This is a genomic window from Rhodococcus sp. OK611 (assembly GCF_003050885.1).
Lineage (GTDB): Bacteria > Actinomycetota > Actinomycetes > Mycobacteriales > Mycobacteriaceae > Rhodococcus_G > Rhodococcus_G oryzae.
In genome coordinates, this window is record NZ_QAOZ01000009.1 from 164931 (window position 1) to 178900 (window position 13970).

A 13970-nucleotide genomic window follows, 5' to 3' on the forward strand; every position below is an offset into this window, starting at 1 on the left:
TCACGGCGTGACCCTTTCGGTGGTGTCGGCGGTGGTGCCACACAGCACCACCAGCGGGCGGCCGGTCCGTGGATGGGGCTGCACCAGGGCGTCGAGGCCGTACACCTCCGCGAGCAGCTCGGCGGTGAGCACCGACTCCGTCGGGCCCTCGGCGACCACCCGGCCATCGCGCAGCACCACCAGGTGATCGCAGTACATCGCGGCCAGGTTCAGGTCGTGCATCGCGGCCACCGTGGTCAGCCCCCTGGCCCGGATCAGTTCCAGGAGTTCGAGCGAAGCCGAGACGTCGAGGTGGTTGGTCGGCTCGTCCAGCAGCAGCACGCAGGGTCGCTGCGCGAACGCCCGGGCCAGCTGGGTCTTCTGCTTCTCGCCGCCGGACAGGCTCTGCCACAACCGGTGTCGCAGATCGGTGATCCCGGCCGTCGCGAGGCATTCGGTGACGAGTTCGCCAGTGCCGCGTGCGGCGGGGCGGGCCCAGCCGCCGCGCTGCGGGATGGTGCCGAGTTCGACGATCTGTTCCACCGTCAGGTCCAGTTCGGTGGCCGAATGCTGTTCCACCAGTGCGACGGTCCGCGCGAACTCGCGCCGGTTCATCCCGGCCGCCGGTTCGTCACCGAGCAGCACCCGTCCGCTCTCGGGACGCTCGAGCCGAGCGATGGCCGACAGCAATGACGTCTTGCCCGAGCCGTTCGGCCCGATCAGCCCGGTGACCTGTCCGGCCGGGGCAGTGCACGCCACCCGGTCGAGGATCCGGCTGCCCCCGGCCGACCAGGTGACGTCCTCGACCCGGATCTCCGGGGTGTGGTGGCTCATGCGCGAGCTCCCTGGCGTCGGAGCAGCCACACGAATGCAGGCACCCCGACGATGGCGGTGACGATGCTGATGGGCAGTTCTCGCCCGGGCATGACGGTGCGGGCGGCGATGTCGGCCCACACCAGCAGCAGCGCGCCCATCAGCGCCACCACCGGGAGCAGGCGTGCGTGCAGTGGCCCGACGAGCATGCGGGCTGCGTGCGGCACCACGAGCCCGACGAACCCGATGATGCCTGCCTGCGCGACCAGCGCCGCCGTGCACAGCGACGCCACCGCGTACAGCACCCAGCGGGAGCGCTCGACGTTGGTGCCCAGGCTCGCGGCCGCACGCTCACCGAAGGCGAACGAGTCCAGCACCCGGCTGTAGGCGAGGACGATCGTCATCGTCACCGCGACGACGACCAGGATGCCGACCAGACCGGACCAGCGCACGCCTGCCACCGAGCCGAGGGTCCAGCTCAGCACCCGGTGGGCGGCGTCCCGGTCGCCGAACAGAACCAGCGCCGACGTCAGCGCCGCCGCCAGCTGCCCCACCGCTATCCCGGCGAGGACGAGCCGGCCGGGCAGCAGCACCCCGGACCGGGACGTCGCGATGAGGAACACCAGCAACAGACTCCCCAGGGCACCGAGGAACGCGGCCGTCGAGACGGCACCGAATCCGAGTGCGCCCACCGCACTCGCGCCGGTGGTGAGCGCCAGGACCGCGCCCAACGACGCGCCCCCCGACATGCCGAGCAGGTAGGGGTCGGCCAACTGGTTGCCGGTCAGTGACTGGAGCACCGCGCCGCACAGGGCGAGCCCCGCGCCGATCGCCGCGGCCGCCAGCACCCGCGGCAACCGCAGGTCGACGACGATGTGCGTGGTCAACAGGTCGGTGCCGCGGCCGATGCCGAGCCGTCCCGCGATCGACTCGACGACCGTGCCGATCGACAGGTCGGCCGCGCCGATCGCGACCCCGGCCGCGCAGCTCACCGCGAGCAGCGCGACCAGGATCACCGACCATGCGGTGCCGGTCGTGGTGGCTGCCCGGGCGGGGGCCCGGGTGGACGCGGTCACGCCCCGTCGCCGCCCAGCTGCCCGGCGACCAGCGTCGCGCCCTCGATCGTGCGCGGACCCGGCGTGGTCGTCGAGAACGGGAGGACGACGAACGCGTCCTCGCGCACGGCCTTCAGATCCCGCAGCGCGGGGTCGCCGCGCAGGTAGTTCTTCTTCTCCTCGGCCGTGTCCCATGAGGCGTCGGCGAGCACGATGACGTCCGGGTTCGCGGCGAGCACCGTCTCCCAGCTGCCGTCGGCCCAGGATCCGTCCAGGCCGGCGAAGATGTTGGTGCCGCCGACCGCGTCGATGATCAGCTGCGGCCCGCCGGCATTGGCACCCACGTACGGCGTCGTGGTCTTGCTGTCGTACCAGAAGATGCTCTTGCCCTTCGCGGGCGCCGCCGCCTCGATGCCGGTCAGCGTCTCGCGCATCTGCGCGACCACCGCGTCGGCCTCGTTTTCGCGGCCGAACATGATCCCGTAGTCGGTGATCTCGGTCGCGATCGAATCCCAGGCGACCGCGGGCCGCTTCGACCTGTCCTTGCAGCCGAACGGGGAGACATAGGTGGCGACGCCGAGCTCGTCGAACGACTCGTGCGAGCCGACGGCCTTGTCGTCGAACGCGCTCGAGTACGACGCCGTCACCAGGTCGGGCTTCGTCTCGAGCAGGGCCTCGCGGCTCGGGAAGTCCTTCTCGTCGAGAGCCGGGACCTCGGCGTACGCCGCCTGCCACTGGGGGGCGATCGTGTCGTCGAGGTAGGCCGTGCCCGCCATCTGGCCTTGGGCGCCGATCGACAGCGCGGTCTCGGTGGCGCCCTGGTTGAGGGTGACGCCCCGTTCGGCAGGCCCGCTCATGGTGACGGTGCGGCCGCAGTTCTCGAGGGAGATGGTCGCGGCTTCGGAGTTCGACGATCCGCCGCACGCGGACAGGGTGAGCGCGGCAGCGAGCGATGCCGCGGCAGACGCGATGACTCGGTGTGAAACAGGGGTGCGCAAAGCGACCCGCCTTCCATGACTCGTGGAAAACATGCAGGTATGCGTCACGGCCGGTCTCCTGGCTCGGCAGGGATGGCCGCCGGCTACGCCTTCCCGGACGCTTGCGCATCCAGTGGCTGGGGCGGACCCCGAGTAGCCGACGTACCTGCTCACAGTGGCGAGTACCGCGCCGGCTTTGCACCGGACTTCCCGAACACCGCGACAACGGTTGCAGGATAGACCAATGCCCGCGCAGGGCGATCGCCCGCGAATCGGTGGGGGAGTGACCGGATAGGGTGCCGGTGTGCGCCCCTCACTCAGCGACTACGCCCACCTGGCCGGCGGCAAGGTCCGCGACCTCTACACGATCGACGACGAGCACCTGCTGCTGGTCGCGAGCGACCGGATCTCCGCCTACGACCACGTGCTGAGCACCCCGATCCCCGACAAGGGGCGTGTGCTCACCGCGATGAGCGTGTTCTTCTTCGAGCAGCTCGGCGGCATCAACCACCTGGCCGGTGCACCCGACGACGAGCGGATCCCGGCCGAGGTGCTCGGCCGAGCACTCGTGGTGCGCAAGCTGAACATGGTGCCGGTCGAGTGCGTGGCCCGTGGTTACCTCACCGGGTCCGGGCTCGCCGACTACCAGCGCACCGGCGCCGTCTGCGGCGTGGAGCTGCCCGAGGGTCTCGTCGAGGCGAGCAAGCTGCCCGAGCCGATCTTCACCCCGGCCACCAAGGCGGTGCTCGGCGAGCACGACGAGAACGTCGACTTCGCGACCGTGATCGATCAGCTCGGCCAGGAGCTGGCGATCAAGCTGCGCGAGGACACCCTCGACATCTACTTCCGGGCGGCCAGCTTCGCGGCGGACCGGGGCATCATCCTGGCTGACACCAAGTTCGAGTTCGGCCTCGACGCCGATGGCAACCTGGTCCTCGCCGACGAGGTGCTCACCCCGGACTCGTCCCGCTACTGGCCCGCCGAGGGCTACGAGCCGGGCCGGGTGCAGCCGAGCTTCGACAAGCAGTTCGTCCGCAACTGGCTCACCGGCCAGGAGTCCGGCTGGGACCGGGCGAGTGACACGCCCCCGCCGCCGCTGCCCCAGGAGATCGTCGACGCCACCCGGTCCCGCTACATCGAGGCCTACGAGCGTATCTCCGGGCTGTCCTTCGACGACTGGGTCCAGACCCCGGTGTAGCCCGTCACGCCGCGGCACGCACCGCCTAGGCTGGCGGCATGACTTCGTCCGTCACCCCGGTCAGCAGCCCCATCGCAGCCCCGGTCGCCAAGAAGGTCCCCCTCCAGCGCACCCACCACGGCGACACCTTCGTCGACAACTACGAGTGGCTGCGCGAGAAGGACGACCCCGAGGTGCGCGCGTACCTCGAGGCGGAGAACGCCTACACGGAGCAGCAGACCGAGCACCTCGCGCCGTTGCGGGAAACGATCTTCCAGGAGATCAAGGCCCGCACCCAGGAGACCGACCTGTCGGTGCCCTCCCGGATGGGTCAGTGGTGGTACTACTCCCGCAGCTTCGAGGGCAAGCAGTACGGCGTGCAGTGCCGGTGCCCGATCTCCGGCCCGGACGACTGGACCCCGCCGGTGCTCTCCACCGACACGGAGATCGAGGACGAGCAGGTGCTGCTCGACAGCAACCTGCTCGCCGAGGGGCACGACTTCTTCTCCCTTGGTGCGTTCTCGATCACCCTCGACGGCCATCTGCTGGCGTACTCCGTGGACACCGCAGGCGACGAGCGGTACACCCTGCGCTTCAAGGACCTGCGCACCGGCGAGCTGCTCGCCGACGAGATCCCCGGCACCGCACCCGGTGCCACCTGGTCGGTGGACAACGAGCACGTCTTCTACATGACGGTGGACGAGGCCTGGCGGCCCGACACCGTCTGGCGGCACAAGCTGGGCACCGCGCAGTCCGAGGACGCGCAGGTCTTCCACGAGCCGGACGAGCGGTTCTGGGTCGGCTTCGGGTCCACCCGCAGCGAGAAGTACCTGATGATCTGGATCGGCTCCAAGATCACCTCGGAGATCCGCTGCCTCGAATCGGACGACCCCGAGGGCGAGTTCCGGGTGGTGCTGCCCCGCGTCGACGGCGTCGAGTACAGCGTCGAGCACGCGGTCGTCGCGGGCGAGGACCGGTTCCTGATCCTGCACAACGGCGACGTCGACGGCGTGAAGGCGGAGAACTTCACCCTGGTCGACGCCCCGGTGGCCGACCCGACCGACCAGCGGACGCTGCTCGCGCCGCGCCAGGATGTCCGGCTCGAGGACGCCGAGGCGTTCGCCGGTCACCTGGTGCTGAGCTACCGGCGCGAGGCGCTGACCCGGCTCGCGGTGTGGCCGTTGACCGCCGACGGCTACGGCGAGATGCGCGAGCTCGAGTTCGACGAGGAGCTGTACTCGGTGGGCGCCGGGTCCAACCCGGAGTGGACGGGCCCGCTGCTGCGGATGGGCTTCACCTCGTTCATCACGCCCAGCCGGGTCTACGACTACGACGTGGCGACCGGCGAGCTGATGCTGCGCAAGTCGCAGCCGGTGCTCGGCGGCTACGACCCCGACGACTATGAGCAGCATCGGGATTGGGCCACCGCGGCGGACGGGACCAAGATCCCGATCTCGATCGTGCAGCGCAAGGGAGTGACCGCGCCCGCGTCGATGCTGCTCTACGGCTACGGGTCCTACGAGTCCAGCATGGACCCGGGCTTCTCGGTGGCCCGGCTCTCGCTGCTCGACCGCGGCGTTGTCTTCGTGGTCGCGCACGTCCGCGGCGGCGGCGAGATGGGCAGGCACTGGTACGACAACGGCAAGATGCTGACGAAGAAGAACACCTTCACCGACTTCGTCGACTGTGCGCGGCATCTCATCGACGCCGGTCGCACCACGCCCGCGCAGCTGGTCGCGGACGGCGGCAGCGCCGGCGGACTGCTGATGGGCGCGGTCGCGAACCTGGCGCCGGAGCTGTTCGCGGGCATCCTGGCGAACGTGCCGTTCGTTGACCCGCTCACCTCGATCCTCGACCCCTCGCTGCCGCTGACGGTGATCGAATGGGACGAGTGGGGAAACCCGTTGGCGGACAAGGACGTCTACGAGTACATGAGGTCGTACAGCCCTTACGAGAACGTCGCGGCCAAGGACTACCCGGCGATCCTCGCGATCACCAGCATCAACGACACCCGGGTGCTGTACGTCGAGCCGGCCAAGTGGGTGGCCGCGCTGCGGGCGACCAAGACGGGTGACGCGCCGCTGCTGCTCAAGACCGAGATGAGCGCCGGTCACGGTGGGGTCAGCGGCCGCTACGAGAAGTGGAAAGAGGTCGCGTTCGAGTACGCCTGGGTGCTCGCCACGGCGGGCGCGGTGAGGTAGTTCGCGCCGCGAACCACTACCTTCATCCCATGACCGACGCAGCGACCCGCCACCACCGCGACCCGGTGCCGCGAGAGGAACGGGACGACTGGGTGCCGGTCGACCGCCGGATCCTCGGCCTCGATCGCCGAACCCTGTTGCCTGCTCTGGGAATTCTCGTGCTGGCGTTCCTGTACGCCACCGTCGTCCCGGCGATCGACCGGTCGATCGATTATGACGACCCGGTTGCGGCGGGTGAGGTGCTGGTGCTCAAGGCCGGGGTGACCGTCGACCCGCCGGACGGGTGGAATCTCGTATCCGGACTGCGCGAGACCGATGCCACCACGAGTGGTATCAAGGGCACCGACGCGGTGTTCGGTAGCGGGACGATGATCCTGTCGATGCACGCCACCGACTTCAGTGGGTCTGTCGACGCGCTGCTCGACGAGGCCGCCGAACGCAGCGAGGGCATGAATCGCGCGGCGGGTATGCGGCTCACCGGGGAGCGGCACGAGATCTACTCGACCATGGGCACACGCGGGGTGATCGAGAAGTTCACCGAGCCCAATCGGGAGGGGTTCCTCGCGGCCTTCGTCGACGACGGGACCGCCGTCACGATCACCGCGGCGGGACTGCCTGGCGACGTCATCGCCGACAATGCCGACGTCGAGGCGACGCTCGGCAGCATCCGGTTCGAGCGCCAGGAGGCCGGCGAATGACCGCACTTACAGGTGACGCCACCGGTGATGTGGACAAGCAGCTCCAACTGACCGCGATCGCGCGGTCCGGGTACGGCCGTCCGTACCGGATCTACCAGCCGCGCAACCTCGCGTTCTGGGTGTACTGGCTGATCATGGCGGCGGGGGTGGTCCGGCTGCTGGAGAACCTGGCCCCCGGAGCGCCCGTGCTGACCACCGCGCTGGTTGCCGGGGTGATCGTGTTCGCCCTCTACACGGTGCCGTTCTGGCTGATCATCAGCCATGTCGACCGGTTCAGGAGCGTGCCCGTCAAGGTGCGCGTCCTGGCCTTCCTGTGGGGCGGCATAGGCGCGACCTTCGGCCTGGCGATCGCCGCGAACGACCCGATCCGGTCGATCTACACCAAGCTCTACGGTCAGGCCTTCGCGCTGGACTGGAGCGCCGCGCTGACCGCGCCGTTCACCGAGGAGATCGGGAAGGCCGCCGGATTCGTGCTGATCCTGCTGCTCGCGCCGCGGGTCGTGCGGACCGCCTTCGACGGGGCGATCATCGGCGCCTTCATCGGACTCGGCTTCCAGGTCTTCGAGGACCTGCTCTACGCCGTCTCCGCCGCGGCCGGGGCGTTCGGCGCGGAGCAGGGGCCAGCCGTCGTGCAGACGATCGTCATGCGCGCCGCCACCGGCATCGCCTCACACACCGTGTTCAGCGCGATCTTCTGCATGGGCCTGGTGTGGTTGATCGGCAGGCCGGACGAGCCCCGGCGCATCGGCCGTGGCTTGGCGCTCATGGTGGGCGCCATGGCGCTGCACGGCGTCTGGGACTGTGCGGCCGCGCTCTCGCACGGCACGATCGTCGGCGTGATCGGGGTCTGGATCCTGGTGCCGATCGTGATGTTCACCCTGCTGGTGATGGGCCTGCGCAGGGCCGCCGAGCCCGAGCGCGCCTGGGTTCGCGCGATCCTCACCCCCGAGGTCGATCGCGGGGTCCTCACCGGACCCGAGCTGGCCGCGGTGAGCGGCACCGGCCGCGAACGCAAGGCATTCCTCAAGGCCACGGGTGATCGCGCCGCGCGACAGCGCGCCGGCCACGTGCTGACCGCGGCGGGCGAGCTCGCCGAGCAGATCGCGGAGGACGGCGGGCGCGAGACCCCCGCCACCGCGTTCGCCCGATCCGAGGTCGCCAGGCTTCGCTGATCGATCTCGGGGCCGCGCCTACCGAGCAGGTGGGGGACCGGCCACACCGCCGAGGAGGATGTCCGGCATCCGGCGGGCGAGCGCGTCGGCCTCCTCGTCGGCCATCAGCAGTCGCATCACCATGCTGCCGCCGACGATGAACAGCATGGTGGCCTGGGCGTCCAGTGCCGCGGCGTCGGGTTCTCCCGCGCCCCGGTCGTCCGCGCCGCCCCTGCGCAGGGTGTCGGCCAGCATGCCGACGCCTGGCCCGCCGAAGTCGGTCCACAGCGCCGTCAACAGGTCCTCGCGATCGCGGAACGCCGCCAGCAGGCCGGGCAGCGCGGCCTTCACCTCCGGTCGGCCGAAGAGCTCGAGGGTGTAGGCGCAGGACCGGCGGATCCACGCCGCCGGGTCGGCGGCGTCGGCGACCGGCGTCGCGTCGTCCACCCAGCCGAAGATCGCCTCGAACACCAGGTGCGTCTTGGACGGCCAGCGGCGGTAGAGGGCCGGCTTGCCCACCCCCGCGCGCTCGGCGATCGCCACCATCGTGGTCTGGTCCCACCCCGTCTCGGCCAGCAGCTCCCTGGCGGCGGCCAGCGCGGCATCGTCGATCGCCGGATTCCGCGGCCGCCCGCGCCTGCGCTCGCCGTCCTTCTCCGCTGTCTCTTCGCCAGAAGTCATTGTCAATAGCGTAACGCGGTGTTACGTTGCAAAAATCGTAACTCGAAGTTACGTAATGACTTGTATCACACCGGAGGAAGCTGACATGGCGGAGCTGTTGGAGGGCAAGACGGTCGTGGTCTCGGGGGTCGGCAACGGCCTCGGGCGGGAGATCGCGCTGGCCGCGTACCGCGACGGCGCGAACGTCGTGCTCGGCGCGCGGACCGAGGCGAACCTCAAGGCGGTCGCCGAGGAGGTCGACCCCACCGGGGAGCGGGTCGCGTACGCGGTCACCGACATCCTCGAGAAGGAGGCCTGCGGTGAGCTGATCCGCACGGCCGCCGATCGCTTCGGGGGAGTGGATGCCCTGGTGAACGTGGCCGCGAAGGAGGACGTCTTCGGCGGGCTGGAGGGCGCCGACCTGGACGCATGGAAGTCGATGCTCGACGCCAACGTGATCGGCACACTCACCCTGACCCAGGCCGCGCTGCCGGAGCTGAAGAAGCGGGGCGGCTCGGTGGTGTTGATCGGTTCGCAGGCGATGTTCCATCCGCAGCTCCCGCAGTCCGCGTACGCCACGTCGAAGGGTGCGCTCCACGCGGCGATGTGGTCGCTGGCAAAGGAGCTCGGTCCGTACAAGATCCGGGTGAACACCGTCGTCCCCACCTGGATGTGGGGCCCGCCGGTCGAGCTGTATGTCGGTCTCGCGGCCGCAGAGCGCAAGGTTCCCGAGGAGACCATCATCGGCGAGATCACCAAGAACATGCCGCTCGGCGAGGTGCCCGCCGACGATGACGTGGCCAACTCGGTGGTGTTCTTCGCCTCCGACCGGGCCCGGATGCTCACCGGTCAGACCCTGTTCGTCAACGCAGGCGAGTACTTCCGCTGATCGGCGAAACCTGTTGATGCACATCGATATTTGAGAGGCAGCAAGGCATGAAGCACAAGGTCATCGTCTGGGGCACCGGCGTCGTCGGCAAGCTGGTCATCCGTGAGCTGATCGATCACCCGGCCTTCGAGCTGGTCGGCGTCATCGTGCACGACCCCGCCAAGGACGGCGTCGATGTCGGCACCCTGATCGGTGTCGACCCGGTGGGGCTCGCCGCCACAACAGATTTCGAGGCCGCCCTCGCAGTGGAGGCCGACGCGGTGGCCTACTACGGTCCGACCGCGGAGTACGCGGTGCAGAACATCGACAACATGACCGCCGCGCTGCGCTCCGGCAAGCACGTGGTGTCCACCTCGATGACGCCGCTGGTCTACCCCGAGCCGTGCCCGCCGGAGATGAAGGTCGCGCTCGAGCAGGCCTGCCAGGAGAGCGGAAAGTCCTGTTTCACCACGGGAATCGACCCCGGGTTCGCCAACGACCTCTTCCCGATGACACTGATGGGTGTCTGCGGCCGGGTCGACAGCGTGCGGGTGCAGGAACTGCTGGATTACGCCACCTACGAGGGCGACTACGGCCCCACCATGGGCATCGGCGCGCCGATCGAGCAGGCCGCTGTGCTCGAGATCCCGGAGGTGCTGATCTTCGCGTGGGGCCACACCATCCCGATGATCGCCGATGCGGTGGGGGTGAAGCTGGACCGGATCGACACGGTCTACGAGAAGTGGGCGGCCACCGAGCCGATCGAGTACAAGTTCGGCGTCATCGAACCCGGCCAGTGCGCCGCGGTGCGATTCGAGATCCGCGGCTGGGTGGGCGACGAGGCGAAGATCGTCATCGAGCACGTCAACCGGATCACCAACGACGCGGCGACGCACTGGCCGCGGGCCACCTCGGTGGACAACGACGTGTACCGGGTGATCATCAAGGGCAGCCCGAACATCACCCAGGAGACCGTGTTCCGAGGCGAACAGGATGACAACCCGATCACCGGTGGGTGCCTGGCAACCGGGATGCGCGCCATCAATGCGATCCCGTTCCTTGGTGACGCCAAGCCCGGCCTGCTCTCGGCGCTCGACTTGCCGCTGATCGCAGGCAGGGGCACCATCCGATCATGAACCTCCTGCTGACCGGCGCGTTCGGCAATATCGGCTCGCACGTGCTCGCCGAGTTGCTGGGCCGCGGTCACCGGGTGCGATGTCTTGCCCTCGACACCCCCGAGGACCGGCGCCGGGCGCGCGGGTTCGCGGGGGTGGACACGGTGTGGGGCGACATCCGGGACGCCGAGGTCGTCGCGGCGGCCGTCGAGGGCGTCGAGGTGGTGCTGCACCTGGCGGCGATGATCCCACCCGGGAGCGAGCTCGATCCGGAGCAGGCCAGGCAGATCAACGTGGACGGCGCCCGTAATGTCATCGATGCCTGCTTGGCGCAGCCGCGTCCGCCGAAGCTGTTGTTCGCCTCCACCTTCGACGTGCACGGTCATACGCTGGACCGGGACCCGCCGCGGCGGGTGGACGACCCGAGGGTCGCCACCGATGCGTACACGGCGCACAAGATCGAGGGCGAGGACATGGTGCGGGGGTCCGGCCTGGACTGGTTCATCCCGCGCTTCGCGGATGTCCCGATCCTGGGGCTCCGCAAGCCGGACCCGATCATGTTCGAGATCGGCCTGGAGAACCGGATCGAGGTGCTGCACCCCGCCGACGCCGCGGTCGCGGTCGCGAACGCCCTCGAGACCCCGGCGGTGTGGGGCCGGGTGTTGTTCCTCGGCGGCGGCGCGGGCTGTCAGATCACCTATCGTCAGTTCCTGACCGAGATGCTGGGCGCGATGGGCCTGGACATGCTGCCGGACGACGCGTTCAGCGGCAAGGTCTATGCCACCGACTGGGTGGACACGGCGGCCAGTCAGCGACTGCTGGGCTACCAGCGTCGCGTCTTCGACGACATCGTCTCGGACATCGCCGCCACCCTCGGGTGGCGGCGGCACCTGATGCCGCTCGCCAGGCCTTTCGCGCGGCGGGCCATGCTGCGGATGAGTCCCTACGCTGGCGCCACACGGGTGACCGCCGCGCCGCGGTGAGGCGTCACCGCCAGACATAGCGCACCTGCGGCCTGCCCGCGCGCCCGTACTCCGTGTGCCGGTCCACCAGTCCGTCCTCGGCCATCCGCTCGAGATACCGCCAGGCGGTGACCCGGGAGACCCCTGCGGCCTCCGCCGCCTGCGATGCGTTCAGGCCGGACTCCGAGGCTCGTACGGCCGAGGAGATCTCCTGCAGGGTCTGCGGCGCAACACCTTTCGGTGCGGAGGAGCGCTCGTCGGTGCTTCGCAGGACGGCCATCGCGCGGTCCACGTCTCGCTGGCTGACCGCCTTCTCGCCGGTCGGCAGCGCCCGGCGGAACTCGAGGTACCGCTCGAGCTTGTCCCGGAAGGCGGCGAAGGTGAACGGTTTGAGCAGGTACAGCACGACGCCCTGCGCCACGGCCGCGCGGACCATCGACAGGTCGCGGGCCGAGGTGATCGCGATGATGTCGGGGGTGGGCCGCACCCCGCCGAGCGCGGCGGCGACGTCGAGGCCGCTGCCGTCGGGCAGCCCGAGGTCGAGCAGGATCAGGTCGATCGGCTCGTCGGTGGCGTTCGCCGCGGCGACCGCCCGGATCGCCGCGCTGCCGGTGTGCACCACCGAGTGCACGGTGAACCCGGGTACCCGGCCGACGTAGGTGCGGTGCGCCTCCGCGATGAGGGGCTCGTCCTCGACGACCAGTACGCGGATCATTCGGTGTCTCCGAGGGGGATGCGGACGAGGACCACCGAACCGTAGGTCATCTCGGCGTTGATGGTGCCGCCGTGCCTGGTGATCACCTGCATCACCAGCGCAAGGCCGAGCCCGCGTTGATCGGACTTGGTCGAGTATCCCCGCGCGGTGGCCCGCTCCAGTGCCTCGGGTGACATCCCTGGTCCGCTGTCCGCGACCCGGATGCTGAGCTCGGGGCCGTCGGAGCGCATCGTGACCTCAACCCATGGCCGTTCGTCCTCGGCGCTCGCGCCCGCCGCGTCGATGGCGTTGTCGACGAGATTGCCCACGAGCGTGACCAATTCGCGGGCGGTGAGGGGACCGGTGGCAGGCAGCGCGGTGTCATCGGTGACCGTGAGGTCCACACCCCGCTCGGCGGCCTGGTTCACCTTGCCCAACAGCAGGGCCGCAAGGGCCGGTTCCGCGATGGCCGTGGTCAACCGGTCGATGAGCTGCTGCGACAGCGCGAGCTCGGCCGTGGCGAACGCGACGGCCTCCTCGGTGCGGCCGAGCTCGACCATGGTGACGACGGTGTGCAGCCGGTTCGCCGACTCGTGCGCCTGGGAGCGGAGCGACTCGGTGAACAGTCGCACGGAATCGAGTTCCCCGGTGATGCTCTGCAATTCGGTGTGGTCGCGCAGGGTGGTCACCGTGCCGATCACCCGGCCCTCGAAGGACACCGGATCCTGGTTCACCACGAGCACGCGGTCCCCGGTCAGGTGGACCTCGTCCTTCACCGGGCCCGGCCCCATGATTCGCAGCGACTCCGGCAGCTGCGCGCGGGTGACCGGGCCGTCGGGCAGCGTCAGCAGGCGTCGCGCCTCGTCGTTGACCACCTCGGCGACGTCCGAACCCGCGTCGAAGACGAGCAGCCCCTCGCCGATCGAGTGCAGCACCGCGTCGTGGTGTTCGTAGAGGGTGCGCAGCTCGGCCGGGGCGAGGCCGAGCGTCTGGCGGCGCAGTCGCCTGCTGAGCAGGACCGAGCCGAGGGCCGCCACGACGAGCGCGACGGCCGTCACCCCGAGCAGCAGCGGCAGTCCGTGCAGGAACTGGTCGATGATCTTCTCCCTGGTGACACCCGCCGCCACGAGGCCGACGATGTGGCCGTCGGCGTACACCGGCGTGACCGCGCGTATCGACGGGCCGAGCGATCCGGTGTAGGTCTCGGTGAAGGTCTCGCCTGCCAGCGCGCGGTCGATGTGGCCGCTGTACTCCTGCCCGATCATTGCGGGATTGGTGTGGGTGTACCGGGTTCGGTCCGGCGCCATCACGACGATGAAGTCGATGCCTGTGGCCAGTCGGATCCGCTCGGTCTGTGGCTGCAGCGCCGCGCTGGGGTCGGGGGAGAGCAGGCCCGCCGCCGTCGAATCGGTCCAGGCGATCGATTCGGCGACCGCCGTCACCTCGCGCTCGGTGGCCGCGTCGGCGTCGCGCCGCTCGTCGAGAATCGTCACCACGCTGCCGGTCAGCACGACCACGGCCAGCACCAGCAGTTGCAGCACCAATACCTGGCCGGCGAGGCTCGCGCGCCGTCGGGACCTGATCATTCGTCCGTCCTCTCGTGAACGAAATGCACGCAAC

Annotated in this window: 13 protein-coding genes and 1 riboswitch; of the genes, 7 read left to right on the forward strand and 6 right to left on the reverse strand. The window is 69.7% G+C overall.

Annotated elements, in window-relative coordinates:
- The 3 genes from C8K38_RS13255 to C8K38_RS13265 are packed head-to-tail and all read right to left on the reverse strand — an operon-like array spanning window position 1 to window position 2845.
- Entirely contained in the window at window positions 1-813 is an 813-nt protein-coding gene (locus C8K38_RS13255; protein ID WP_097211925.1) for an ABC transporter ATP-binding protein, read from the reverse strand.
- A complete protein-coding gene (locus tag C8K38_RS13260; RefSeq protein ID WP_097211926.1) occupies window positions 810-1868 on the reverse strand; it encodes a FecCD family ABC transporter permease in 1059 nt (352 codons plus the stop codon). The genes C8K38_RS13255 and C8K38_RS13260 overlap by 4 nt, the downstream gene beginning before the upstream one ends.
- On the reverse strand, window positions 1865-2845 hold the full coding sequence (locus C8K38_RS13265) for an ABC transporter substrate-binding protein (protein ID WP_245221045.1): 981 nt from the start codon (window positions 2843-2845) through the stop codon (window positions 1865-1867). The genes C8K38_RS13260 and C8K38_RS13265 overlap by 4 nt, the downstream gene beginning before the upstream one ends.
- 31 nt (window positions 2846-2876) lie before the next feature.
- Window positions 2877-3061: riboswitch (cobalamin riboswitch) on the reverse strand.
- A gap of 67 nt (window positions 3062-3128) precedes the next feature.
- On the opposite strand from C8K38_RS13265, the gene C8K38_RS13270 reads away from it, so the two are divergent.
- From C8K38_RS13270 to C8K38_RS13285, 4 genes are read left to right on the forward strand one after another with little or no spacing between them, the layout of a single operon-like run.
- Window positions 3129-4022, forward strand: a complete 894-nt coding sequence (locus tag C8K38_RS13270; protein WP_097211928.1) for a phosphoribosylaminoimidazolesuccinocarboxamide synthase — start codon at window positions 3129-3131, stop codon at window positions 4020-4022.
- Window positions 4023-4060: 38 nt separating this feature from the next.
- Entirely contained in the window at window positions 4061-6202 is a 2142-nt protein-coding gene (locus C8K38_RS13275; protein WP_097211929.1) for a S9 family peptidase, read from the forward strand.
- A gap of 29 nt (window positions 6203-6231) precedes the next feature.
- Complete coding sequence (locus C8K38_RS13280) at window positions 6232-6900, forward strand: hypothetical protein (protein ID WP_097211930.1); 669 nt, start codon at window positions 6232-6234, stop codon at window positions 6898-6900.
- Complete coding sequence (locus tag C8K38_RS13285; protein ID WP_097211931.1) at window positions 6897-8072, forward strand: PrsW family intramembrane metalloprotease; 1176 nt, start codon at window positions 6897-6899, stop codon at window positions 8070-8072. The genes C8K38_RS13280 and C8K38_RS13285 overlap by 4 nt, the downstream gene beginning before the upstream one ends.
- A gap of 18 nt (window positions 8073-8090) precedes the next feature.
- Here C8K38_RS13285 and C8K38_RS13290 read toward each other — a convergent pair whose 3' ends face one another.
- Entirely contained in the window at window positions 8091-8732 is a 642-nt protein-coding gene (locus C8K38_RS13290; RefSeq protein WP_097211932.1) for a TetR/AcrR family transcriptional regulator, read from the reverse strand.
- Between the two features lie 85 nt (window positions 8733-8817).
- On the opposite strand from C8K38_RS13290, the gene C8K38_RS13295 reads away from it, so the two are divergent.
- The 3 genes from C8K38_RS13295 to C8K38_RS13305 are packed head-to-tail and all read left to right on the forward strand — an operon-like array spanning window position 8818 to window position 11677.
- Window positions 8818-9600 carry an SDR family oxidoreductase gene (locus tag C8K38_RS13295; protein WP_077043901.1) on the forward strand — a complete coding sequence of 261 codons (783 nt, stop codon included), beginning with the start codon at window positions 8818-8820 and terminating at the stop codon, window positions 9598-9600.
- 47 nt (window positions 9601-9647) lie between these two features.
- Window positions 9648-10715 (forward strand): NAD(P)H-dependent amine dehydrogenase family protein, encoded by a 1068-nt coding sequence (locus C8K38_RS13300; RefSeq protein ID WP_097211933.1) that lies wholly within the window; start codon window positions 9648-9650, stop codon window positions 10713-10715.
- On the forward strand, window positions 10712-11677 hold the full coding sequence (locus tag C8K38_RS13305; RefSeq protein WP_097211934.1) for an NAD-dependent epimerase/dehydratase family protein: 966 nt from the start codon (window positions 10712-10714) through the stop codon (window positions 11675-11677). The genes C8K38_RS13300 and C8K38_RS13305 overlap by 4 nt, the downstream gene beginning before the upstream one ends.
- A 4-nt stretch (window positions 11678-11681) precedes the next feature.
- Here the strand turns inward: C8K38_RS13305 and C8K38_RS13310 are convergent, their stop codons facing one another.
- Window positions 11682-12371, reverse strand: a complete 690-nt coding sequence (locus C8K38_RS13310) for a response regulator (RefSeq protein ID WP_097211935.1) — start codon at window positions 12369-12371, stop codon at window positions 11682-11684.
- Window positions 12368-13936, reverse strand: coding sequence for a sensor histidine kinase (locus C8K38_RS13315; RefSeq protein WP_097211936.1), 1569 nt, complete (start codon window positions 13934-13936; stop codon window positions 12368-12370). Before C8K38_RS13315 ends, C8K38_RS13310 begins: the two co-directional genes overlap by 4 nt.
- Between the last annotated feature and the right edge of the window lie 34 nt (window positions 13937-13970).

Coding starts and splice junctions, on each gene's coding strand:
- C8K38_RS13310 (WP_097211935.1), bottom strand. CDS start 12,371: ATGATCCGCGTACTGGTCGTCGAGGACGAGCCCCTCATCGCGGAGGCG.
- C8K38_RS13290 (WP_097211932.1), bottom strand. CDS start 8,732: ATGACTTCTGGCGAAGAGACAGCGGAGAAGGACGGCGAGCGCAGGCGC.
- C8K38_RS13255 (WP_097211925.1), bottom strand. CDS start 813: ATGAGCCACCACACCCCGGAGATCCGGGTCGAGGACGTCACCTGGTCG.
- C8K38_RS13300 (WP_097211933.1), top strand. CDS start 9,648: ATGAAGCACAAGGTCATCGTCTGGGGCACCGGCGTCGTCGGCAAGCTG.
- C8K38_RS13285 (WP_097211931.1), top strand. CDS start 6,897: ATGACCGCACTTACAGGTGACGCCACCGGTGATGTGGACAAGCAGCTC.
- C8K38_RS13275 (WP_097211929.1), top strand. CDS start 4,061: ATGACTTCGTCCGTCACCCCGGTCAGCAGCCCCATCGCAGCCCCGGTC.
- C8K38_RS13295 (WP_077043901.1), top strand. CDS start 8,818: ATGGCGGAGCTGTTGGAGGGCAAGACGGTCGTGGTCTCGGGGGTCGGC.
- C8K38_RS13280 (WP_097211930.1), top strand. CDS start 6,232: ATGACCGACGCAGCGACCCGCCACCACCGCGACCCGGTGCCGCGAGAG.
- C8K38_RS13315 (WP_097211936.1), bottom strand. CDS start 13,936: ATGATCAGGTCCCGACGGCGCGCGAGCCTCGCCGGCCAGGTATTGGTG.
- C8K38_RS13305 (WP_097211934.1), top strand. CDS start 10,712: ATGAACCTCCTGCTGACCGGCGCGTTCGGCAATATCGGCTCGCACGTG.